20 protein-coding genes are annotated in these 20,112 nt (G+C 70.7%); 6 read left to right on the top strand and 14 right to left on the bottom strand.

Going from position 1 to position 20,112, the window contains the following annotated elements:
- Positions 1 to 294 precede the first annotated feature (294 nt).
- On the bottom strand, positions 295 to 5,502 hold the full coding sequence (locus QFZ27_RS16060) for an alpha-2-macroglobulin family protein (protein ID WP_429227381.1): 5,208 nt from the start codon (positions 5,500 to 5,502) through the stop codon (positions 295 to 297).
- A 159-nt stretch (positions 5,503 to 5,661) separates the two neighbouring features.
- Here QFZ27_RS16060 and QFZ27_RS16055 point away from each other — a divergent pair, with 159 nt between their 5' ends.
- Positions 5,662 to 6,033, top strand: coding sequence for a hypothetical protein (locus QFZ27_RS16055; RefSeq protein ID WP_429227380.1), 372 nt, complete (start codon positions 5,662 to 5,664; stop codon positions 6,031 to 6,033).
- A 13-nt stretch (positions 6,034 to 6,046) separates the two neighbouring features.
- Here QFZ27_RS16055 and QFZ27_RS16050 read toward each other — a convergent pair whose 3' ends face one another.
- Entirely contained in the window at positions 6,047 to 6,952 is a 906-nt protein-coding gene (locus QFZ27_RS16050) for an AraC family transcriptional regulator (protein ID WP_429227379.1), read from the bottom strand.
- Between the two features lie 133 nt (positions 6,953 to 7,085).
- On the opposite strand from QFZ27_RS16050, the gene QFZ27_RS16045 reads away from it, so the two are divergent.
- Complete coding sequence (locus QFZ27_RS16045; protein WP_429227378.1) at positions 7,086 to 7,841, top strand: SDR family NAD(P)-dependent oxidoreductase; 756 nt, start codon at positions 7,086 to 7,088, stop codon at positions 7,839 to 7,841.
- Between the two features lie 148 nt (positions 7,842 to 7,989).
- Here the strand turns inward: QFZ27_RS16045 and QFZ27_RS16040 are convergent, their stop codons facing one another.
- The 5 genes from QFZ27_RS16040 to accD form a co-directional block, all read right to left on the bottom strand.
- Positions 7,990 to 8,880, bottom strand: a complete 891-nt coding sequence (locus QFZ27_RS16040) for a DMT family transporter (RefSeq protein ID WP_429227377.1) — start codon at positions 8,878 to 8,880, stop codon at positions 7,990 to 7,992.
- A gap of 159 nt (positions 8,881 to 9,039) precedes the next feature.
- The gene (locus tag QFZ27_RS16035) at positions 9,040 to 9,909 is read right to left on the bottom strand and encodes a polyprenyl synthetase family protein (protein ID WP_429227376.1); all 870 of its coding nucleotides are present in this window, start codon (positions 9,907 to 9,909) and stop codon (positions 9,040 to 9,042) included.
- Positions 9,910 to 9,943: 34 nt separating this feature from the next.
- Positions 9,944 to 10,195 carry an exodeoxyribonuclease VII small subunit gene (locus QFZ27_RS16030; protein ID WP_342235338.1) on the bottom strand — a complete coding sequence of 84 codons (252 nt, stop codon included), beginning with the start codon at positions 10,193 to 10,195 and terminating at the stop codon, positions 9,944 to 9,946.
- A 63-nt stretch (positions 10,196 to 10,258) separates the two neighbouring features.
- The gene (locus QFZ27_RS16025; RefSeq protein ID WP_429227375.1) at positions 10,259 to 11,563 is read right to left on the bottom strand and encodes a bifunctional folylpolyglutamate synthase/dihydrofolate synthase; all 1,305 of its coding nucleotides are present in this window, start codon (positions 11,561 to 11,563) and stop codon (positions 10,259 to 10,261) included.
- A complete protein-coding gene (gene accD / locus QFZ27_RS16020) occupies positions 11,556 to 12,497 on the bottom strand; it encodes an acetyl-CoA carboxylase, carboxyltransferase subunit beta (protein ID WP_429227374.1) in 942 nt (313 codons plus the stop codon). Before accD ends, QFZ27_RS16025 begins: the two co-directional genes overlap by 8 nt.
- A gap of 148 nt (positions 12,498 to 12,645) precedes the next feature.
- Between accD and QFZ27_RS16015 the strand changes: the two genes are divergently transcribed.
- The 4 genes from QFZ27_RS16015 (at position 12,646) to QFZ27_RS16000 (ending at position 13,938) form a co-directional block, all read left to right on the top strand.
- A complete protein-coding gene (locus tag QFZ27_RS16015) occupies positions 12,646 to 12,900 on the top strand; it encodes an AbrB/MazE/SpoVT family DNA-binding domain-containing protein (protein ID WP_429227373.1) in 255 nt (84 codons plus the stop codon).
- Entirely contained in the window at positions 12,894 to 13,214 is a 321-nt protein-coding gene (locus QFZ27_RS16010) for a type II toxin-antitoxin system PemK/MazF family toxin (protein ID WP_429227372.1), read from the top strand. The genes QFZ27_RS16015 and QFZ27_RS16010 overlap by 7 nt, the downstream gene beginning before the upstream one ends.
- Positions 13,215 to 13,282: 68 nt before the next feature.
- On the top strand, positions 13,283 to 13,537 hold the full coding sequence (locus QFZ27_RS16005) for an AbrB/MazE/SpoVT family DNA-binding domain-containing protein (protein ID WP_429227371.1): 255 nt from the start codon (positions 13,283 to 13,285) through the stop codon (positions 13,535 to 13,537).
- The gene (locus QFZ27_RS16000) at positions 13,534 to 13,938 is read left to right on the top strand and encodes a type II toxin-antitoxin system VapC family toxin (RefSeq protein ID WP_429227370.1); all 405 of its coding nucleotides are present in this window, start codon (positions 13,534 to 13,536) and stop codon (positions 13,936 to 13,938) included. Before QFZ27_RS16005 ends, QFZ27_RS16000 begins: the two co-directional genes overlap by 4 nt.
- A gap of 32 nt (positions 13,939 to 13,970) precedes the next feature.
- Here the strand turns inward: QFZ27_RS16000 and trpA are convergent, their stop codons facing one another.
- From trpA to lhpI, 7 genes are all read right to left on the bottom strand, one after another.
- Entirely contained in the window at positions 13,971 to 14,792 is an 822-nt protein-coding gene (gene trpA / locus QFZ27_RS15995) for a tryptophan synthase subunit alpha (protein WP_429227369.1), read from the bottom strand.
- Positions 14,792 to 16,024, bottom strand: a complete 1,233-nt coding sequence (gene trpB, locus QFZ27_RS15990; RefSeq protein WP_429227368.1) for a tryptophan synthase subunit beta — start codon at positions 16,022 to 16,024, stop codon at positions 14,792 to 14,794. The genes trpA and trpB overlap by 1 nt, the downstream gene beginning before the upstream one ends.
- A 143-nt stretch (positions 16,025 to 16,167) precedes the next feature.
- Entirely contained in the window at positions 16,168 to 16,830 is a 663-nt protein-coding gene (locus QFZ27_RS15985) for a phosphoribosylanthranilate isomerase (protein ID WP_429227367.1), read from the bottom strand.
- Positions 16,827 to 17,579: an orotidine-5'-phosphate decarboxylase gene (pyrF, locus tag QFZ27_RS15980; RefSeq protein ID WP_429227366.1), complete on the bottom strand. Its 753-nt coding sequence runs from the start codon at positions 17,577 to 17,579 to the stop codon at positions 16,827 to 16,829. The genes QFZ27_RS15985 and pyrF overlap by 4 nt, the downstream gene beginning before the upstream one ends.
- Entirely contained in the window at positions 17,576 to 18,697 is a 1,122-nt protein-coding gene (locus QFZ27_RS15975) for an NAD(P)/FAD-dependent oxidoreductase (RefSeq protein ID WP_429227365.1), read from the bottom strand. The genes pyrF and QFZ27_RS15975 overlap by 4 nt, the downstream gene beginning before the upstream one ends.
- Before the next feature lie 13 nt (positions 18,698 to 18,710).
- Positions 18,711 to 18,959: a toxin-antitoxin system HicB family antitoxin gene (locus tag QFZ27_RS15970; protein WP_429227364.1), complete on the bottom strand. Its 249-nt coding sequence runs from the start codon at positions 18,957 to 18,959 to the stop codon at positions 18,711 to 18,713.
- A gap of 201 nt (positions 18,960 to 19,160) precedes the next feature.
- Entirely contained in the window at positions 19,161 to 20,108 is a 948-nt protein-coding gene (gene lhpI, locus QFZ27_RS15965; RefSeq protein ID WP_429227363.1) for a bifunctional Delta(1)-pyrroline-2-carboxylate/Delta(1)-piperideine-2-carboxylate reductase, read from the bottom strand.
- Positions 20,109 to 20,112 lie beyond the last annotated feature (4 nt).

Here is a 20,112-nt window from a genome sequence, read left to right as displayed (position 1 = left end):
AGTGCGCATCCTACCCCACATGTCAATGTGTTCCGACTCGCTATGCCCAATTTTATAGCCTCGCCATGGGTGGGAAATTGCACATGCATGTCCACGTAGGCCGGATCCCGTGCGGTAAGTCCAGGGGGACGGCGAATGCGCCCCGGACCATCCGCGCGCGGACGCGCGCAGACCCCTCCCCCTGCCCCCCTCCCGCAAGGGGAGGGGGAGAAGGAAGGAGCGGCTTCGGCGATTTTGAGAAGATCTCGCCGAAGGAGAAAGGTCTCGCCGAAGGAGGAGACTGGCCGCAGCCCCCTACTTCCGTGCCTCGACGGTCAGCGCGCCGAAGCCGCCGCGGGCGTTGTACTGGGGCCGGTACATGTCCTCGACATACGGCGCCGGCAGGGCGAAGCGGCCCGGGGTCACGGCACGGGCGAGATAGGCCACTGTGAAGTAGCGGGTGTCGCCGGTCAGGTCGATCGCCGCGATATAGCGATCGTCGCGCATCTCGACATGCTGCGTGTCCGACAGCGTGTCGGCGATGTCGCCGAGCTTCGCGCCGTTGCCGACCGACGGGTTCTCGATCTCCAGCCCCGCCGGCAGCAGGTCCACCACCAGCGCCTGGTGGTCCAGGTCGTCGGTGGCGCGGCCGCGCAGCAGCACGGTGACGAGGTCGCCCTGCTTCACCGCCATCTTGGCCGGGTCGATGGGCCGGCCGTCGCGGTCGAGATAGGTGCGGGTGATCTCGAAGCCGTCGCCGCCCGCCGGCAGCGGCGCCGCGGGCACGCCGCGCACCGTCAGCACCTGGCGCATCGGACCGCTGCCGGTGTTCTTCACCATGATGCCGGCGGCCAGGGCCGCGGCCTCCGGGTTCAGCCGGTAGAGGGTGCCGGGATCGGCCACCGGCTTTCCGGCGACGTCGAGCGACAGCGGCGTGGCGCCGTCCAGCGCCGCGTCGGCCGCGATCAGCAGCCAGGTCATGTCCTGGGTGCTCCAGTACCGGTCGCGGGCGAACAGGTCGGCGGCGACGTCGATCTGCTGCAGCACCTCCTGCTGCGGCTGCTTGGCCTCGTGCAGCAGCGCCGCGGTGGCGGCGTGGTCGCGCAAGGGCGAGCCGTAATCGCCATAGAAGTTCTCCGGACGCTCGGTCGAGGTCGCCGCGGCGAAGGCCTTGGCGGTGCGCGCCGTGTCGCCGAACTGGGCGGCGGCGGCGGCGATCTGCGCCTGGGAGACCGGCGTCTGGTACTTCGGCAGGCAGTTGTCGACGTAGTAGCGCATGGTGCCGACATCGCCGCCGCCGGCCCGGGACACCACGTAGAGCGCATAGGCGCTGGCCGGGGTGCATTCGGTGCGCGCCTCGTACCAGTCGAGGTAGTTCGACAGGTACTTGATACCGCGCTGATAGGCGCGTTCCGGGATGCGGTAGCCGCCCTCGGCCCGCGCCCGGGTCAGGAAGTCGAGCGCATAGGCGGAGAGCCAGGGGTTGGCGCTGTCGAAGGGCGACCACATGCCGAAGCCGCCGCCCGGCTGCTGCGCCGTCATGATCCGGTCGATCGCGCCCTGCACCTTGCGGCGCACGTCGTCCGGCTTGAAGCCGCTGTCGACCTTCTCCGCCACCTTGGCGACGTAGAGCAGCGGCAGCGCCCGGCTGGTGGTCTGCTCGACGCAGCCATAGGGGTAGTCGTCCAGCGCCTTCAAGAGGCCCGGAATGTCGAAGGTCGGGCGGGTGGAGAAGCTGGCGAAGACCTGGACGGTGTCGGGCAGGAAACCCTTCACCAGGTCGGCGTTCAGCACCACCGACTGGTTGGGCTGGACCAGGGTGGCGATGCGGTCGGTGGTCAGCGCCTGGGCCGGGCGCACCGACAGGTCCCAGTCGCGGTCGCGCTGGAAGCCGTCGGGGCCGGTGACGCTGATCCGGATCTTGCCGACGCCAGTGGCGGTCGCGGTCAGCGGGATCGCGCGACGGGCCTCGGCCCCCGCCGCGACGGTCTGGGTGAACTGGGCCGACGCCGCGGCGATCGAGAGCGGGCCTTCGACCGCGACGCGCACGCCGTAATCGCCGGCCGGGCCGGACAGGTTGCGCAGCGAGAAGGCCAGCTGCGCCTCATCGCCCGGCGCCAGGAAGCGCGGCACGCCGATCTCGGCGATCACCGGGTCGCGCACCTTCATCGCGGTGGAGGCGGCGCCGAGCGCGGTCGGCGTCCAGGCCACGGCCATCAGCCGCAGCTCGCCGTCGAAATCCGGCAGGTCGAGCGGCACGGTGACGCGGCCGTCGGCGCCGACCGGCAGGATGCCGCTGTACAGCGCGACGGTGCGGGTGGAGCGCTTCGGCAGGCCTGACATCTGCTGGGCCGCGGCGTCGCCGCCGGTGCGGACCTGGCCGCGGCGGCCGTCGCTGATGATCAGCCTGCCATAGGCGTCGCGCATCTCCACGCCGAGGGCGCGGCGGCCGAAATAATGGTCGGTCGGGTCCGGCGACTGGAAGTCGGTGAGCAGCAGGATGCCCTCGTCGACCGCGGCCAGGGTGACCCAGGCGCCCTGCCCCTGCGGCACGCCGGTGACGGTGAGCGGCAGGTCGAGGCGCTGGTTCGGGCGGATCTCGGCCGGCGCGTCGATCGAGACGCCCAGCACCCGCTCGGTGACGTCGATGCCGAACCAGGCGACGCCGACGGCGCGGCCGGGGCCGTGGCGGCGCTGGCCGCCCTCGCCCGAGGGGCGGAAGGCGGTGGCCAGGACATAGGCGCCGGCGCCCCAATCGGACGAGACCGGGATCTCGACCGTGGCGCCGTCGGCCGGGACGGCGACGTCGCGCGTCTCCAGCACCCGGTCATTGGCGATGAACAGCAGCACGTCGCCGGCGAAGGGCGGCTCGATCCGCACCCGGGCGGTATCGCCGGCCTTGTAGCTGGTGCGGTCGAGGGCCACGGTCAGATTGTCCGGGGTCGGGTTCGGGTCGTCCGACACCCACCAGCCGGCATAGAAGCGGGCCGAGGTGGCGCCGCCGCCCTTCGGGTCGTAGACGTCGAGCCGGAAATTGCCCCAGCCGACCGCCTGGCGGATCGCCGCCGGCGCGTTCGGCGCGACGTCGACGGTGCCGTCCGCCACCTTGCGGTCGCGGGTGACGACCTTGTAGTCCCAATGGCCGTCGGTCGAGAACCACTGGTAGTCGTGGATCTCCTCCACCAGGTCCCAGCGCAGCCCCTTGATCGCGGCCGGGCGGCCGCCGGCGTCGAGGCCGATGACCTCGAAGCGGGCGTCGGAGCCCTCGGCCAGCGAGCCCGAGAACAGCGGCTTCAGACCGATCCAGGGATGTTCCTGCCGCACCGGCAGGGTCGTGGTCTCGTTGGCAGTGCGGCCGCTGGAATCGAACACCGCGGTGCGGATCTCGGCCTCGAGCGGCACGGTGGTGTCGGGCAGGCCATCCAGCAGGATGTCGACCCGGCTCTGGCCCGCGGCGTCGGTGGCCGGGGTGGTGATCGGGCGGGTGCGCGGCGAGAAGGCGTCCTGCACCAGGCCGAACTTGTAGTCGGAGAAGTCCGGGAAGGGCGTCGCCGCCTGCTGCAGGGTCAGGCTGGCCTCGGTGGCCAGCTCGGCCGCAGGCGCCCCGTACAGGAACTGGGCATCGATGGTGACGACCGCCGGCTTATTGACGCGCAGGTCCTTGGCGTCGGTCTTCAGGTCGACGCGGATCCGCGCCGGCACGAAGTCCTCGACCTGGAAGGGGGTGCTGCCGATGGCCTGGCCCTTCGGGTCGACATAGGCCTCGGCTGTCCAGGTGCCGGTATAGGCGCTGTCGGCCAGGGGCACGTCGATGCTGTAGGAGCCGCCGCCCTGGTCCGACGCCTGCTCGACCCGGGCCTCGACCCCGTCCGGCCGGCTGATCTTGATGGTCAGCGGCACGCCGTCGATCGCTGCGGCGCGCTCGTTGCGCAGCAGCATGGTCAGGTGCACGGTCTCGCCCGGGCGGTAGACGCCGCGCTCGGGGTAGAGGAAGGCGTCGAGCGGACCCGGCTCGGCCCGGCCGCTGACGCCGCGGTCGGACAGGTCGAAGGCCGGGCCGGTCAGCTCGAGGAAGGTGAAGTCGCCGGAGCCGTAGGCATAGACCGCGGCCGGCCGGTTGCCGCCCTGCCCGGCCATCACCCCGGCCGGGAAGGTGGCGAGGCCGCCGGCATCGGTCTGCGCCTCGCCCAGCACCGAATTGTTGCGGGCGAGCAGCGCCAGCTTGACGCCGCCTTGAGCCTTCGCCGAGGACAGCGCCCGCGCCGCCACGGTCAGCCCCTGCTGGCCGGAGAAGCTGGCGAGGCCGAGATCGGTGACCACGATCCACTGCGTGCCCGGGGTCTGGTAGCTGTCCTCGTCGGCCTTGGCGTCGACCGCCGCAAGCAGGTAGACGCCCGGCTTGGGCTGCGGCAGCAGCGTGTCCATCGGCACGCCGGTGATCGCCGCCTTGTTGGTCTCGCCCTCGACCGGCATGGTGCCGGACCACACCTCCTCGCCCGCATCCTGGGCCAGGCTGTCGACGTCGTAGCTTTCCAGCATCTGGCCGATGCGGCCCTGGGCGACCTGGTCGATCAGGTTGCGGTCGTTGATGCGCAACAGGCGCAGCCTGACCTCGGAGACGTTGACCGTGGTCACCGGCACCGTGCCCTCGCCGCCCTTGGGCAGGACATAGGCGCTGCCGCGGAACACCACGCTGGCCGGCCGGTCGTCGACCGTCAGGTCGAAGCTGTCATCGGCGGTCAGCACGTCGCCGTCGACCGACTTGATGCCGGCCAGCAGGGTGACGGTGTAGGCCTGGCCGAAGGACACGCCCTCAAGGCAGATCTGCTTGTCCGACGGGATCACCTCGACCGGCACCGCCGGCTCGATCCTGACGTAGTCGGAATAGCGGACGGTGCGGCCGTCGACGATCGAATCGGAGAAGTCGGCGCAGAGCTGCGGCGCGTCGCGGTCGTTCTGGGCGTAGGTCGAGGTGACGCGGAAGCCGTACTGGTCGCGCAGGGTGTTGGCGTATTCGGTGTTGTCGTCGCTCGGCGCCAGCTGGGCGCCCTCGGCCGCGACCTTGATCGCCTCGCGGCCCTTGTCCTGCTGCTCCAGCCCGCGCGCCAGCAGGATCAGGGCGGCGCCGCGCAGCTTGTCGGTGCCGGCGTTGCTGTAGGCGGCAAAGGCGGCGTTCAGGCCGTCCTGCGAATAGGGGGAGGTCTGCTGCAGCGCCTGGGCCAGCCCGAACCAGGCCCCGGCATCGGTGGGGCGCTGGCCGAGAATCAGCTGCCAGGCCGAGACCGCGTCGTCCCAGCGTTCGCCCTGGGCGGCGTCGGCGGCGCGGGCGCGCAGCGCCTTCAGGTCGGCCCGCTGGTCTGCCGGGGTGGCGCTGGCCTGCTGCTCCAGCTTCTTGGCATAGGCCGCGGCACCGGCGGCGAAGCCCGGCGCCTGGTAGGCGGACGCGGTCGGGGAAAAGGCCAAGGTCGCGGTCAGGAGCGCCGCCGCCGCGGCAAAAGTGGCGAAACGCAGCTTCAAGGCCATGGATCCCCCCATCACGGCACCCCGGATCGGCGGGGCCCCTGCGACAAACTATACGCGAGATCGCGTCGAAACCATGACGCAGCTGCGACGGCGGAACGGCTCTCCCCCTGCCGGGGCGACGCGACTATGATCCGCGCGTCCTTCGCGGAGAGCCTGCCCATGATTCGTCCCCTGGCGATCGTCCTGCCGCTGCTGTTGTCCCCCGCCCTGGCCGCCGCCGCTTTGGCCGCGGACCCGCTGACCGGAGCGCAGATCCAGGCCCAGATCGTCGGCAACACGGTCGACGGGACGGCCGGAGACGTCGAATACACCGAGTTCTATGCCGCCGACGGCACCATCCACGGGCTGGGCGACGACGGACCCTATGCCGGGCAATGGTCGATCGAGAACGACCGCATGTGCTTCGATCTCGGCGAGACCAAGGAATGCGACAAGGTCCAGCTGGACGGCACCAAGGTGCAGCTGTTCGCCGATGACGGGTCGCTGGTCGCGGTCGGCGAGCTGAAGCCGGGGAATCCGGGGAATCTCTAGGGCCGCCCGCCGGTCATGATTCCGGCCGTGATTCGGCGTCCCGGCCCTTGCCCCTCGCCGTCCTGGTGTCCCGGACCGGCGGCGAGCCGAACATCCGGCCGTATTCCCGCGTGAACTGCGACACGCTTTCGTAGCCGACCGCGAATGCGGCGCTGCCGGCCGACGCGCCCTCCGCCACCATCAGGCGGCGCGCCTCGATCAGGCGCAGCTGCTTCTGGAACTGCAGCGGCGAGAGCGAGGTCACGGCGCGGAAGTGATGGTGGAACGAGGACGGGCTCATTCCGGCCACCGCGGCCAGCCGCTCCACCGGCAATGGCCGCGCGAACTCGGCCCGCAGCACCGCGACCGCACGCGCCACGCGCCGGGAATGGCCGTCCGGCCAGCCGAGACGCCGGATCGCCGCCCCGTGCCGGCCGGCCAGCAGCCAGTAGTGCAGCTCGCGCACCAGCTGCGCCTGCAGCACCGGCACCGATGCCGGGCGATCGAGCAGCCGCATCAGCCGCAGCGCCGCATCGGCCACCTCGGCATCGGTCGGCTCGATCCGCACAGGCGCAGGGTCGGCCGCGGGCATGGCGCCCATCTCCGACACCAGATCCACGATGACGGCCGGGTCCAGTTCCACCACCAGCGAGAGATAGGGCGCGGCAATGCTGGCGCGGGTGATCTGGCTGACGGTCGGGACGTCCGCCGCGATCAGCAGCGTATCGCCGGCAGCGAAGGCGAAGCCCCGAGTCCCCATCGCGACATGCTTGCCGCCCTGCAGCACGAGGCAGGCCAGCGGCCGGGAGATGGCGTAGTCGAGGCCGCTCGGCGCCGTCGCGCGGACGATCGTGAGGCCCGGAATCGGGGTCGGCGCCGCACCGGTCGCGCCGGCATGGGCTTCCGCGTATCGCCGAACGGCATCGAGCAGAACGATCATGCGGCAAGCCTACCTCGCCACGGCCGGCCGAAGGCACTTTTTTGGAGGATCAGGCAAGGATCGTCGAGGTTCCGGCAACAACACCCGGGTCCGGAGCCCGATATCGGGACGGTCATTCCACCGGAGACCAACCATGACCAAGATCACCCTCGTGACCGGCGCCAGCCGCGGACTCGGCCGCAACACCGCGCTCAGCGTCGCCCGCCGCGGCGGCGACGTCGTCCTCACCTACCAAAGCCGCGCCGAAGACGCGCAGGCCGTGGCCGCCGAGATCCAGGCCCTGGGCCGCAAGGCGGTCGCCCTGCAGCTCGACGCCGGCGATATCGCCGCCTTCGCGCCCTTCGCCGAGCGGTTGCGCACGGCCCTGCGCGAGACCTGGTCGCGCGAGACCTTCGACCACCTCGTCAACAATGCCGGCCACGGCGACTACGCCCTGATCGGCCAGACGACCGAAGCGCAGTTCGACGGGCTGGTCGACGTCCACTTCAAGGGTGTCTATTTCCTGACCCAGACCCTGCTGCCGCTGATCGCGGATGGCGGCCGCATCGTGAACCTGTCCTCCGGCCTGACCCGGACGACCTTCCCCGGCTATGCCGCCTATGCGGCGGTGAAGGGCGCGGTCGAGGTGCTGACCCGGTACATGGCCAGGGAGCTGGGCGGCCGCGGCATCGCGGTCAACACGGTGGCGCCGGGCGCGATCGAAACCGATTTCGGCGGCGGCGCGGTCCGCGACAATCCGGAGATCAACCGGATCTTCGCCGACATGACGGCGCTGGGCCGCGCCGGCCTGCCGGACGACATCGGGCCGATGATCGCGAGCCTGCTGACCGAGGACAACCGCTGGGTCAATGCCCAGCGGATAGAGGTCTCCGGCGGCCAGGGGATTTGAGGCGATCGCCCGCCTCTTTCCCTGGATCGAGCCAAATCCCTTCCTGTCATCGCCGGGCTTGACCCGGCGATCCAGACGATGTCGAGCCCCGCTGGATGCCCGGGTCAAGCCCGGGCATGACAGTAAGGGAGAGGCAAAAGGGAGAGGTCTACTCCCCCTTCAGCTGCCGCTCGCGGTAGTAGATGAACAGCCCGGAGGCGATGATCACCAGGTTGCCGATGATGATCTGCGATGTCGGCACGTCGCCCCAGATCGCCCAGCCGAGGGCGGCGGCGATGACGATGGTGGAGTACTGGTAGGGCGCGACCACCGCGGCCGGGGCCAGCGACAGCGCCTTGTTCATGCACAGATGCGCGCCCATCGCCACCACGCCGAGGCCGAGCAGCAGCGCCCAGTCGAACGGCGTCGGCGGCACCCAGGCGAAGGGCACGGTGGCGGCGCCGGCCAGGCCGGTGCCGAGGATCTGATAGGTGATCAGGCCCAGCCCGCCGGTGTGGCGGACGCGGCGGGTGACGATCAGGATCAGGCTGAACAGGGTGGCGCCGGCCAGCGCGATCAGGGCCGAGGACGAGAGAGCGGCGCCGGTCGGGCGCAGCACGATCAGCACGCCGACGAAGCCGATCAGCACCGCCGCCCAGCGCCGCGGCCCGACCTTCTCGCCGAGCAGCGGCACCGACAGCGCGGTCACGATCAACGGCGCGGCCATGTAGAAGGTCATGACGTCGGCCAGCGGCAGGCCGCGCACGGCGAAATAGAAGATCGCGACCTCGGCCGCCATCAGAGCGACCCGCAGCAGGTTCATCCAGGGCTGGTCCGGCGTCAGCAGGCCGCGGAAGCCGCGGATCACCCAGGGCAGCAGCAGGATGAAGGCGCCGATGCTGCGGATCAGCAGCACCTGGCCGACGGTGTAGTCGGCGACCAGCCACTTGCCCAGCGCGTCGTTGAAGGTGAACAGCGACATGCCGAGGAAGAACAGCAGGATCCCGGTGCCATTCCCGCCTTCCGCTCCATCGACCTTCTGGGCGCCGATCGCCGCCATTCCCGCGCTTCCCCCGTTCCGTTCCCCTTTCTCTGCCCGAGGAATTTGTCGGACAGAAGCGGAAAGGCCACGGGCCGGGCATGCGTCGGCATGAAGGGCTGTGGCTGAAGGGCCAACTCGCCCCTCACCCTCCCTCACCCGAGGAGAGGGAAAGCGACGTCAGGCCCTGCGTTCGACCACGAAATGCGCGACCGCGCGCAACGCCTCGGCCCGGTCGCCGAACACGTCGAGGTGGCGGCAGGCCTGGTCGACCAGCATGCGGGCCTGGGACTCTGCCCGCTCGAGGCCGAGGATCGAGACGAAGGTCGCCTTGCCGGCCGCCTGGTCCTTGCCCGGGGTCTTGCCGATCTCTTCGGCCCGGCCGCGGACGTCGAGCAGGTCGTCGGCGATCTGGAAGGCCAGGCCCATGTCATGGGCATAGGCCTGCAGCGCGCCGCGCCGCGAATCCTCGACCTTGCCGAGGATCGCCCCGGCCTCGCAGGAGAACTCGAACAGCGCGCCGGTCTTCAGCCGCTGCAGCCGGGTGATGGCGCCGATCTCGGTCAGCGGCGTCTGCTCGGCCTGCATGTCGAGCGCCTGGCCGCCGACCATACCGGCGGCACCGGCGGCGCGAGCCAGGGCGGCGACAAGCGCGATGCGGACTTTCGGGTCGGCATGGGTCTCGCTGTCGGCCAGCACCTCGAAGGCCTGGGTCAGCAGCGCGTCGCCGGCCAGGATCGCGGTGGCCTCGTCATAGGCCTTGTGCGTGGTCGGCTTGCCGCGGCGCAGATCGTCATTGTCCATCGCCGGCAGGTCGTCATGGACCAGCGAGTAGCAATGGATCATCTCGACCGCCGCGCCGACGCGCAGCGCGCAGCTTTCGGCCACCCCGAACAGCCGCGCGGACGACACCACCAGGAACGGGCGCAGCCGCTTGCCGCCGCCGAGCGAGGCGTAGCGGATGGCCTCAGCCAGCGGCGGCTCGCCGCGCTGGGGCTTGGGCAGGACACGGTCCAGGACGCGCTCGACCTGCGCGCCCGTCTCGGCCATGGCTTTGCTCAGATCAATCGGCAAGACTGGGGCCTCAATCAAAGGTCGCGGGTTTGGCGGTGACGGTGCCGTCGGCGGCGCGCGAGATCATCTCGACCCGCGCCTGCGCCTCGCGCAGCTTCGCCTCGCAATGGGCGCGAAGCAAGGCACCGCGTTCATAGGCCGATATGTTGTCGTCGAGCTTGCCCTGCCCCGCCTCGAGCTGGCGCACGATGGTCTCCAGCTCGGCGAGGGCGTCCTCGAAGCTCAGGCCCGCGATGTCGGCAGGGATGGGTCGGTCGGCCATGGGCTGTCCGTTCATATTCGGGCGGCGACAATAAGCGCGGCGATGGCAAGAGGCAACCGGGGCTCAGCCGTTGCCGGCGAGCACCCGGCCGGCGAGATAGAGCGAGCCGCAGATCAGCACCCGGCCGGGCGGGTCGCCGGGCCGGGCCGCAGCGGCCACCGCGGCCTCGACGTCCTCAGCCGCGGCGACATCGGTCAGGCCGACGGCGCGGGCGTGCTCGGCCACGGCCTCGGCCGGCAGGCTGGCCTCTTCGCCCGGGATGCGCACGGTGCGGATGGAGCGGACGAAGGGCGCCAGGGGCCGCAGAAACTCCCGCGGCTGCTTGCTCTCCAGCATGCCGCAGACCAGGTGCAGCGGTCGCGGGTCGAGCCCGCCGAGCCATTGCCCCAGCACCTCGCCGGCGCTGTCGTTGTGGCCGCCGTCGAGCCACAGCTCCCAGCCCGGCGGCAGCAGGGCCGGCAGCGGCCCGCGGGTCAGACGCTGCAGCCGCGCCGGCCATTCGACCGAAGACAGGCCGCGGCGCACCGCGTCCTCCGGGATGTCGAAGCCGGTGAGAAGGTCGCGCAGGCGGATCGCGGTGGCGGCGTTGGCGAACTGGTGGTCGCCGGGCAGCGCCGGGCGGGGATAGTGCCGCTCGTCCCTGGCCGTGCGCAGGACGAAGCCGTCTGCGGCGGGAGCCACCGACCAGTCGCGGCCGGCGAGATGCAGCGCCGCCCCGGCCGATTCGATGTCGCGGGTCAGCACGGAGACGGCCGCGGCGCTCTGCTGCGGCGCCACCACCATCGGCACGCCGGGCTTGGCGATGGCCGCCTTCTCCGCCGCGATCGCCTCGATCGTGTCGCCGAGGAACTGCATGTGGTCCATGGAGATGCGGGTGATCGCGGTGGCGGCCGGACGCGGCACCACATTGGTGCTGTCGTAGCGCCCGCCCAGGCCGACCTCGAGCAGCACGGCATCGGCCGGCGCCTCGGCGAAGGCGAGGAAGGCGGCGGCGGTCGTCGCCTCGAAGAAGGTCACGGGCTGGCCGGCATTGGCGGCCTCGACCCGCTCCAGCAGGTCGACCAGCGCGGCGCTGCCGATCAGCGACCCGGCCAGGCGGATGCGCTCATGGAAGCGCACCAGATGCGGCGAGGTGTAGACATGGACGCGGTAGCCCGCCTGCTCCAGGAACGCCCGCAGGAAGGCGGTGGTCGACCCCTTGCCGTTGGTGCCGCCGACATGGACCACCGGCGGCAGGCGGAGCTGCGGGCCGCCCAGCGCCGCCAGCAGCCGCTCGGTGCGGCCGAGCGACAGGTCGATCCGCTTCGGATGCAGATGGGTCAGCCGGTCGAGCGCGGCCTCGACTGCGGCCGCGGCGGCGTCAGGCACGATAGGCCGGCTCGCCCTCGATCGCGGCCGCGGCGGCGATGTCGGCCGGGTCGACCACGATGTCGGCCGTGGCCGGATGCAGCCCGCCGGTGAGATGGCCGAGGGTGCGGATCAGCGTCTCGCGCAGCTCCTTGCGCACCACCACCACGTCGACCATGCCGTGGTCGAGCAGGTATTCGGCGCGCTGGAAGCCCTCCGGCAGGGTCTCGCGGATGGTCTCCTCGATCACCCGGGCGCCGGCGAAGCCGATCTGCGCGCCGCGCTCGGCGATGTGGATGTCGCCGAGCATGGCGAAGGAAGCGGTGACGCCGCCCGTGGTCGGGTCGGTCAGCACCACGATATAGGGCAGGCCGGCGTCCTTGACCTGCTCGACCGCGATGACCGAGCGCGGCATCTGCATCAGCGACAGGATGCCTTCCTGCATGCGGGCGCCGCCGGAAGCCGGGACAACGACCAGCGGGGCATGCTGCATCACCGCCAGCTTGGCCGCGGCGACCAGGCCTTCGCCCACCGCCGTGCCCATCGAGCCGGCCATGAAGCTGAAGTCGAAGGCCGCGATCACGGTGTCGCGGCCGCCCATCTTGCCATGGGCGACGACGATCGCGTCACCTCGGCCGGACTTGGCCTGGGCTTCCTTCAGGCGGTCGGTGTAGCGCTTGGTGTCGCGGAACTTGAGCGGATCGACCGCCGGCTTCGGCAGCTCGATCGTCTCGTACCTGCCGTCATCGAACAACATGCCGAGCCGCTTGACCGGATCGAGCCGCATATGATGGCCGCAATGCTGGCAGACGTAGAGATTCGCCTCCAGGTCGCGATGGAACAGCATCGCCTCGCAGTTCGGGCACTTCGTCCACAGATTGTCCGGCGTCTCCGGCCGGGACGAGGAGACGAGGGCCCGGATCTTCGGGCGGATGTAGTTGGTCAGCCAGTTCATGGCGCGGTTTTCCGCCTTTCGGCCGGGCGCGTCAAGATGAGGACACAACGCAGATGTTATCGGCGCAGGTGCTTTCGTTGCAACCGCGTTGCAACAAAACACGTCCTGATCTATACGTGGAGCAGGGCAGCCAGGGAAGATCACGGCGATGCGCAGCACTGTCCGGAAAATGGGAAATTCTTCGGGGGTGATCATTCCCAAACCCCTGCTGACGGAGATCGGGGCCAAGGCCGGCGATGACGTGGAGTTGCTCGTCGAAGAAGGCCGCCTGATCATCGTGCCGAGCCGCGAGACCCCGCGGGCCGGCTGGGCGGAGGATGCCAGGCGAATCGCCGAGGCCGGCGACGACGCGCTGGTCTGGCCCGAATTCGGCAATGCCGACGACGACCGGCTGGAATGGTGAAGCGCGGCGAGGTCTGGCTGGTCGCGCTCGACCCCACCATCGGCAGCGAGATCCAGAAGACGCGGCCCTGCCTGATCATTTCGCCGCCGGAGCTGCATGACCACCTGCGGACGGTGATCGCGGCGCCGATGACGACGGGAAGCCGGCCGGCCGGCTTCCGCGTGCCGGTCAGCTTCCAGGGCAAGACCGGCCTGGTGCTTCTGGATCAGATCAGGACGCTGGACAAGCAGCGGCTGGTGAAGCGGCTCGGCGCCGTATCGGCCCCCACCCTCGCCCAGACCCTGACGACGCTGCGCAAGCTGTTCGAACCATAGGCTGGCGCCTTGAGGGTAAGGATCAATCGCCTTATATGTAAGGCCATGGAACCTTACGGACCTTGGGCATGATGACGCTTCTGACTGTTACGGCAAAGGGCCAGGTAACGCTGCGCAAAGAACTGCTGCAGCACCTGGGCATCGCCCCCGGAGACAAGGTCACCGTCGATCTTCTGCCCGACGGCCGTGCCGAGATCCGGGCGGCAAGGGCATCCGGCACCATCGAAGATTTTTTCGGATGCCTCGCCGGACCGGGAACACCGAGGCTGTCGATCGAGGAGATCAATGAAGCGACCGCCGCAGGGTGGGCCGGAGAGACATGAAGGTCATCGCCGACACCAATCTGCTGATCCGAGTCGCAACACGTGATGATCCGGCACAAACGGCGCTGGCGGAGGCATTGCTTCGCGAAGCCAATAGTGTCGCCGTCACCACAGTGACGCTTTGCGAGTTCGCCTGGGTGCTCTTACGCACCTACAAGAAGCCGCCCGGTGAGGTCGGCATGGCGATACGCCGGTTGCTGACGATATCGAGCGTGACGGTCGACAGGCCGGCCGTCGATGCCGGCTTGGCCATCCTGGAAACGGGCGGCGATTTCGCTGACGGCGTCATCGCCTTCGAGGGGCGTCGTCTGGGCGGCGAAGTGTTCGTGACCTTCGATCGCAAGGCGGCAGCGGTGATCGACTCCGCCGGCACGACGACGCTGCTTCTATCCGAAGCCTGAGCTGGGACGGCCCGCGATGCGCGGGCCAGCGCTCACCGCGCCCCGCGGACGCCCTCGGCCAGGCGGCGGACCAAGGCCAGGGGCGATTCGACCGTGGCGACGGTCGGGCGGCCGTCGGCGTGCAGCGAGTGGCGGATCTCCTCGACGATGGCGGTGCCGACCACCGCGGCGTCGGCGATGCGGGCGATGGCGGCCGCCGCCTCCGGCGTGCGGATGCCGAAGCCGACCGCCACCGGCAGGTCGGTGTGGCGCCGCAGCCGGTCGACCGCCGGCTGCACCGCCGCCGCATTGGCCGCGGCCGCGCCGGTGATGCCGGTGACCGAGACGTAGTAGATGAAGCCCGAGGTGTTCTTCAGCACCGCCGGCAGCCGGGCGTCGTCGGTGGTCGGCGTCGCCAGGCGGATGAAGTCGATCCCCGCCGCCAGCGCCGGCAGGCACAGCTCGGCATCCTCCTCCGGCGGCAGGTCGACCACGATCAGCCCGTCGACCCCGGCCGCCTTGGCATCGGCCAGGAAGCGTTCGACGCCATAGGTGTAGATCGGGTTGTAATAGCCCATCAGCACGACCGGCGTGGCCTGGTCGCCCCGGCGGAAGCGCCGGACCAGATCGAGCGTCCTGGCCAGAGTCATGCCGGCAGCCAGGGCGCGCAGGCCGGCCGCCTGGATCGCCGGGCCGTCGGCCATCGGGTCGGTGAAGGGCATGCCGATCTCGATCAGGTCGGCCCCGGCTGCGGGCAGGCCTTCCAGGATCTTGAAGCTGCTCTCCGGGTCCGGGTCGCCGGCGGTGACGAAGGTGACCAGGGCGGCCCGATCTCTCGCCTTCAACTCGGCGAAGCGCGCGGTGATGCGGGTCATCAGATCTGCACTCCGAGCGCGTCGGCGACGGTGAAGATGTCCTTGTCGCCGCGGCCGCTGAGGCACATGACGAGCAGGTTGTCCTTGGGCAGGTCGGGCGCGATCTTCATCACATGCGCCAGGGCATGCGCCGATTCGAGCGCCGGGATGATGCCTTCGAGCCTGGCGCAGAGCTGGAACGCCTCCAGCGCCTCCTTGTCGGTCACGGCGGAATACTGCACCCGGCCGACATCGTGCAGCCAGGCATGCTCCGGCCCGATGCCGGGATAGTCGAGGCCGGCCGAGATCGAATGCGCCTCCTCGATCTGGCCGTCCGCGGTCTGCAGCAGATAGGTGCGGTTGCCGTGCAGCACGCCGGGGCGGCCGCCGGTCAACGACGCCGCGTGCTTGCCGGTGTCGACGCCGTGGCCCGCCGCCTCGACGCCGTGGATCGCGATCTCGGGCATGTCGAGGAAGGGGTGGAACAGGCCGATGGCGTTGGACCCGCCGCCGACCGCCGCCACCAGCGTGTCCGGCATGCGGCCTTCGGCCTGCATGATCTGGTCGCGCGTCTCGTTGCCGATCACCGACTGGAAGTCGCGCACCAGCAGCGGATAGGGGTGCGGGCCGGCGACCGTGCCGATGATGTAGAAGGTGTCCTCGACATTGGTGACCCAGTCGCGCAGGGCCTCGTTCATCGCGTCCTTCAGCGTGCGGCTGCCGGAGACGACGGGCACCACCTCGGCGCCCAGCAGCTTCATCCGGAACACGTTCGGCTTCTGCCGCTCGATGTCGACCTCGCCCATGTAGATGGTGCAGGGCAGGCCGAACAGGGCGCAGACCGTGGCGGTGGCGACGCCGTGCTGGCCGGCGCCGGTCTCGGCGATGATCCGGGTCTTGCCCATGCGCCGGGCCAGCAGGATCTGGCCCATGCAGTTGTTGATCTTGTGCGCGCCGGTGTGGTTCAGCTCCTCGCGCTTGAAGTAGACCCGGGCGCCGCCGAGATGCTCGGTGATCCGCTCGGCCAAATAGAGCGGGCTGGGCCGGCCGACATAGTGCGTCAGGTAGTAGCGCAGCTCGTTGGCGAATTCGGCGTCCTTGCGGGCCGAGGCGTAGGCCTTCTCGACCTCGAGGATCAGCGGCATCAGCGTCTCGGCGACGAAACGGCCGCCATAGAGGCCGAAGCGGCCGTTTTCGTCCGGACCCGTGCGGAAGCTGTTCGGACGGGGCTGGAAGGGTGCGGTCTCGGTCAAGCGGGGCGGCTCCCGGCACAAATCGTGGCATTAATGGGGCGGAGGAGCCGTGACCTTACCGGCGACCGCAGCCCGCGCCAAACATTTGTGGCGAATGCCCGAGGCGCGCGCATTCCAGACCCGCAGTGAGCGCAGGGCGGCGGTCAGGCCTTGGCGTCGGTGAGCTCACGGACCGCGGCGAGGAAGCGCTGCACCCGCTCCGGCGTCTTGTGGCCGGGCCGCTCCTCGATGCTAGAGGAGACGTCGACCACGTTGGCGCCGGTGCGGGCCACCGCCTCGGCGACATTGGCCTCGGTCAGGCCGCCGGCCAGCATCCAGGGCTTGCTCCAGGTCCGGCCGGACAGGATCGACCAGTCGAAGGCCAGGCCATTGCCGCCCGGCAGCGAGGCGACGCCCTTCGGCGGCTTGGCGTCGAACAGCAGCCGGTCGGCCACCGCCTCATAGGCCGGGATCGCGGCCAGGTCCTCGACGGCCGCGATCTTGATCGCCTTCATCACCGGCATGGCCCAGCGGCCGCGGATCTCGGCCACCCGCGCCGGCGTCTCGGACCCGTGCAGCTGGATCATGTCGAGCGGCACCCGGCCGAGCACGGCTTCGAGCTCGTCCTCGGTCGGGTCGACGAACAGGCCGACGCTGCGCAGCCCGGTCGGCACCATGCGCGCCAGCTCGGCGCCGAGATCCGGCGCCACCGAGCGCGGGCTGGGCGGGTAGAAGACGAAGCCGACCCAGCGGGCCCCGTGCTTCGCCGCGGCCTCGAGCACCTCGGGGGTGCGGATGCCGCAGATCTTGGTGTCGACGATGCTCATGGCACAGGAGTCTGGGGAGCCGCAGCCTCTGCATCAAGCGCCAGGCCGAGCTGGCCGGCGATGCCGCGGGCGGCGGCGGCGGGGTCGGGCGCGGCGGTGATCGGCCGGCCGATGACGAGATGGGTGGCGCCGGCTTCCATCGCCTCCTTCGGCGTCATCACCCGTTTCTGGTCGCCGGCATCCGACCCGGCCGGGCGGATGCCGGGCACCATCAGCACGGTCGAGGGCTTCAGGATGCGGCGCAGCCGGGCGATCTCGGTCGGGGCGCAGACCACGCCGTCGAGGCCGCTCGATTCGGCCAGCCGGGCCAGCCGCTCGACCTGGCCGGCGACCTCCATCCCCTGCCCCACCGCCTCGAGATCGGCGACGTCGAGGCTGGTCAGCACGGTGACGCCGAGCAGCTTCGGCCGCGCCACGCCGCACTTCTCCGATTCGGTCCGCGCGGCCTCGGCCGCCGCCTGCATCATCGCCCGGCCGCCGGAGGCGTGGAGGGTGATGTAGGTCGGCGACAGCGGCACCACCGAGCGGATGGCGCCGGCAACGGTGTTCGGGATGTCGTGCAGTTTGATGTCGAGGAACAGCGGCACGCCGGCGGGCCGGGCCGCCCGCACCCCCTCCGGCCCTGCCGCCATGAAGAATTCGAGGCCGAGCTTGATGCCGCCGACCGCGCCCGCGACCAGGCCGGTCAGCCGCTTCGCCTCATCCACCGTCGGCGCGTCGATGGCGACGTAGACCGGGTTTGTGGTCATGCCCGCACTCCTTCCGCCGGCAGGTGGCCGGCCGCCCAGGTCGTCAGCTCCGCGGCTTCGCGCCGGCCGAGCACGCCGTCGGCCACCGCCCGGCCGATCAGCGCTCCGAACTTGAAGCCGTGGCCCGAGCAGGGGCTGACCAGCCAGGCCCGGCCGCGCCGCTCCAGCACGAAGCGGCTGTCCGCGGTGAAGATATAGCGGCAGGGACGGGCTTCGAGAATGCGATACTCGTCGAGGTCGCGAAGCACCGGGCGATAGCGCTCGCGGAAGGCCTCCGCCTCCCCCGCCGCCACGGCCGGATCGGCCTCGGGATCTGCCCGCCGCTTCCAGGCGCCGATGCCGATCTTCAGCCGGGTGCCGCCGACCGGCGGGATCGCCCAGTGGTCGTCCGGAAAGCCGCAGTCGATGATGCCCGGCGCCGCGGCCCAGGCGGCGGCGTGCTCAGCCGGCGGGTCGAGATAGACCACCAGTTGGCGGTAGGAGGTGAGCCGTCCGGCCAGGTCCGGGAACAACCCGCCGATCCAGGCGCCGGCCGTGACCACCACCGACTCGGCCCGCAGCGTCTCGCCCGAGGCCAAGGTGACAGTGCCGGCCTCGGCGTCGACCGCCCGGACCGGCGCCTCCGGCCGCAGCGTCACGCCGGCGGTGCGGCACAGCTCGACCAGGGTCGCCACGATCCGGTGGGCGAACAGCACGCCGCCCTCGGGCGTGAACAGGCCCCAGCGGATGCCGTCCGGGATCAGGAAGGGGAAGCGGCGTGCCAGCTCCTCCGTCGGCAGCAGCTCATAGGCGGCGCCGAGCGCGTCGAGCGGAGCGCGGCAGCCATCGGCCCAGTCGCCCTCGGCCCGGCTGAAGGCGATCGAGCCGCAATTCTCATAATGACTCACGCCGGCGGCGGCCCAGACCTCGTCCCAGGCGGCATAGGCGTCCAGCGCCATGCGGGTATAGCCGGGCCGGCCGGGATAGAGGGCGCGGATCAGCCGGTGGCTGTCCCACGAAGCCGCCGACGGGTTCGGGATCGGCCCCCGCTCCAGCACCGTGACGGCCTCTCCGGCCCGGGCCAGATGCCAGGCGGTGGCCAGCCCCATCACCCCGGCGCCGACGACGATGCTGGTCATGCTGTCTTCCCGATCAGGATTCGATCTCGTCGTCGGCCCGCGGCGGATTGCCGATGCCGGCTTTCTCCAGAATAGCTTTGGCCCGGCCAGGGACAACACGGGCGGCACGTGCCGCAAAGTAGCGCTCCGCCTCGGCCTGGGCGCCGACGCGGGAGGCAACAGCCACCGCAATGAACTGGTTCAGGCTGACACCAGCCTCGGCCGCCTGGGCTGCAGCCTTGTCCTTCAGATCGTCCGGCAACCGCAAAGGAAAGACGCTCATGTCCCGATCCTCTTGAGAACCGTCCCAGGCCGCTCGACGGCGATGCCGGTCATCTGCGACCCCGCCTCATTCAACACCCTACACTGTCATGCCCGGGCTTGACCCGGGCATCCAGGGCGGCAAGAGCCGCTCTGGGTGGCCCCTGGATCGCCGGGTCAAGCCCGGCGATGACAGAATGGGGAAGCGCGTGCGAACCTCCGGTCAGCTCCCCTGCCCCTCCAGCGTCGACACCGCCAGGCGGGCGGCGGCGAGGTCTTCGAGGGCGGTGCCGACCGATTTGAACAGGGTGATCTCGTCCGGCGAGCCCCGTCCCGGCGCGGTGCCACGGGTCAGGTCGTGCAGGTCGGCCAGGATCGCGTCCTCGCCGATCACCCCGGCCCGGATCGGCTGCAGCAGGTCGCCGGCCTCGGCCAGCGCCCCGGCGCGGGTGTCGACGAAGATCCGCGACCGGCGCACCGCCTCGTCGTCGCTCTCGCGCATCGCCGGCAGATAGGCGCCGGCGAGGTCGAGATGGGCGCCCGGCTGCAGCCAGGCGCCGCGCACGATCGGCTCACGCGACTGGGTGGCGCAGGAGACGATGTGGGCGTCGCGCACCGCGGCTTCGAGGTTGGTCACGGCGCGGACCGGCAGGCCTTCGGTCACAAGGCGTTCGGCCAGTTCGATCGCCTGCTCCGGCCGGCGGGACCAGATGGCGATGTCGGTCAGCGGTCGCATCGCGGCATGGGCGCGGATGAAATGCGGCGCCAGCGCCCCGGCGCCGACCATCACCATGCGCGACGCATCCGGCCGGGCCAGGTAGTCGGCGGCCAGGGCCGAGGCCGCGGCGGTGCGGCGGTTGGTCAGGGTCGGCCCGTCCATGATCGCCCGCGGCACGCCGGTGGCGCCGTCGAGCAGCAGGTAGGAGCCGACGATGAAAGGCAGGTCCTTCGCCGGGTTGCCCGGCATCAGCGACACCAGCTTGATGCCGATCGCCTGCTCGCGCTCCCAGGCCGGCATGATCAGCAGCGTGGCGTCGCCGGCCGCGGTCGGCACCGTGTGGTGGTGGCGCAGCGGCGCCTCGACCTCGCGGCGGAAGGCCTGGCGCAGCGCCTCGATCAGGGCGCGCGTGTCGATCGCCCGGTCCAGGGCGGCGGCGTCGATGGCGAGCATGATG

It is taken from the genome of Inquilinus ginsengisoli, assembly GCF_050434925.1.
GTDB classification, from domain to species: Bacteria; Pseudomonadota; Alphaproteobacteria; order DSM-16000; family Inquilinaceae; genus Inquilinus; species Inquilinus ginsengisoli_B.
Note: the sequence above shows the minus strand (reverse complement) of the source record. Positions and strands in the feature narration are given on the sequence as shown.

Bases quoted from the DNA above. Each gene is read 5' to 3' on its own strand.
- QFZ27_RS16060 (WP_429227381.1), bottom strand. From the start codon at position 5,502: ATGGCCTTGAAGCTGCGTTTCGCCACTTTTGCCGCGGCGGCGGCGCTC.
- QFZ27_RS16055 (WP_429227380.1), top strand. From the start codon at position 5,662: ATGATTCGTCCCCTGGCGATCGTCCTGCCGCTGCTGTTGTCCCCCGCC.
- QFZ27_RS16050 (WP_429227379.1), bottom strand. From the start codon at position 6,952: ATGATCGTTCTGCTCGATGCCGTTCGGCGATACGCGGAAGCCCATGCC.
- QFZ27_RS16045 (WP_429227378.1), top strand. From the start codon at position 7,086: ATGACCAAGATCACCCTCGTGACCGGCGCCAGCCGCGGACTCGGCCGC.
- QFZ27_RS16040 (WP_429227377.1), bottom strand. From the start codon at position 8,880: ATGGCGGCGATCGGCGCCCAGAAGGTCGATGGAGCGGAAGGCGGGAAT.
- QFZ27_RS16035 (WP_429227376.1), bottom strand. From the start codon at position 9,909: ATGGCCGAGACGGGCGCGCAGGTCGAGCGCGTCCTGGACCGTGTCCTG.
- QFZ27_RS16030 (WP_342235338.1), bottom strand. From the start codon at position 10,195: ATGGCCGACCGACCCATCCCTGCCGACATCGCGGGCCTGAGCTTCGAG.
- accD (WP_429227374.1), bottom strand. From the start codon at position 12,497: ATGAACTGGCTGACCAACTACATCCGCCCGAAGATCCGGGCCCTCGTC.
- QFZ27_RS16015 (WP_429227373.1), top strand. From the start codon at position 12,646: ATGCGCAGCACTGTCCGGAAAATGGGAAATTCTTCGGGGGTGATCATT.
- QFZ27_RS16010 (WP_429227372.1), top strand. From the start codon at position 12,894: ATGGTGAAGCGCGGCGAGGTCTGGCTGGTCGCGCTCGACCCCACCATC.
- QFZ27_RS16005 (WP_429227371.1), top strand. From the start codon at position 13,283: ATGATGACGCTTCTGACTGTTACGGCAAAGGGCCAGGTAACGCTGCGC.
- QFZ27_RS16000 (WP_429227370.1), top strand. From the start codon at position 13,534: ATGAAGGTCATCGCCGACACCAATCTGCTGATCCGAGTCGCAACACGT.
- trpA (WP_429227369.1), bottom strand. From the start codon at position 14,792: ATGACCCGCATCACCGCGCGCTTCGCCGAGTTGAAGGCGAGAGATCGG.
- QFZ27_RS15985 (WP_429227367.1), bottom strand. From the start codon at position 16,830: ATGAGCATCGTCGACACCAAGATCTGCGGCATCCGCACCCCCGAGGTG.
- pyrF (WP_429227366.1), bottom strand. From the start codon at position 17,579: ATGACCACAAACCCGGTCTACGTCGCCATCGACGCGCCGACGGTGGAT.
- QFZ27_RS15975 (WP_429227365.1), bottom strand. From the start codon at position 18,697: ATGACCAGCATCGTCGTCGGCGCCGGGGTGATGGGGCTGGCCACCGCC.
- QFZ27_RS15970 (WP_429227364.1), bottom strand. From the start codon at position 18,959: ATGAGCGTCTTTCCTTTGCGGTTGCCGGACGATCTGAAGGACAAGGCT.
- lhpI (WP_429227363.1), bottom strand. From the start codon at position 20,108: ATGCTCGCCATCGACGCCGCCGCCCTGGACCGGGCGATCGACACGCGC.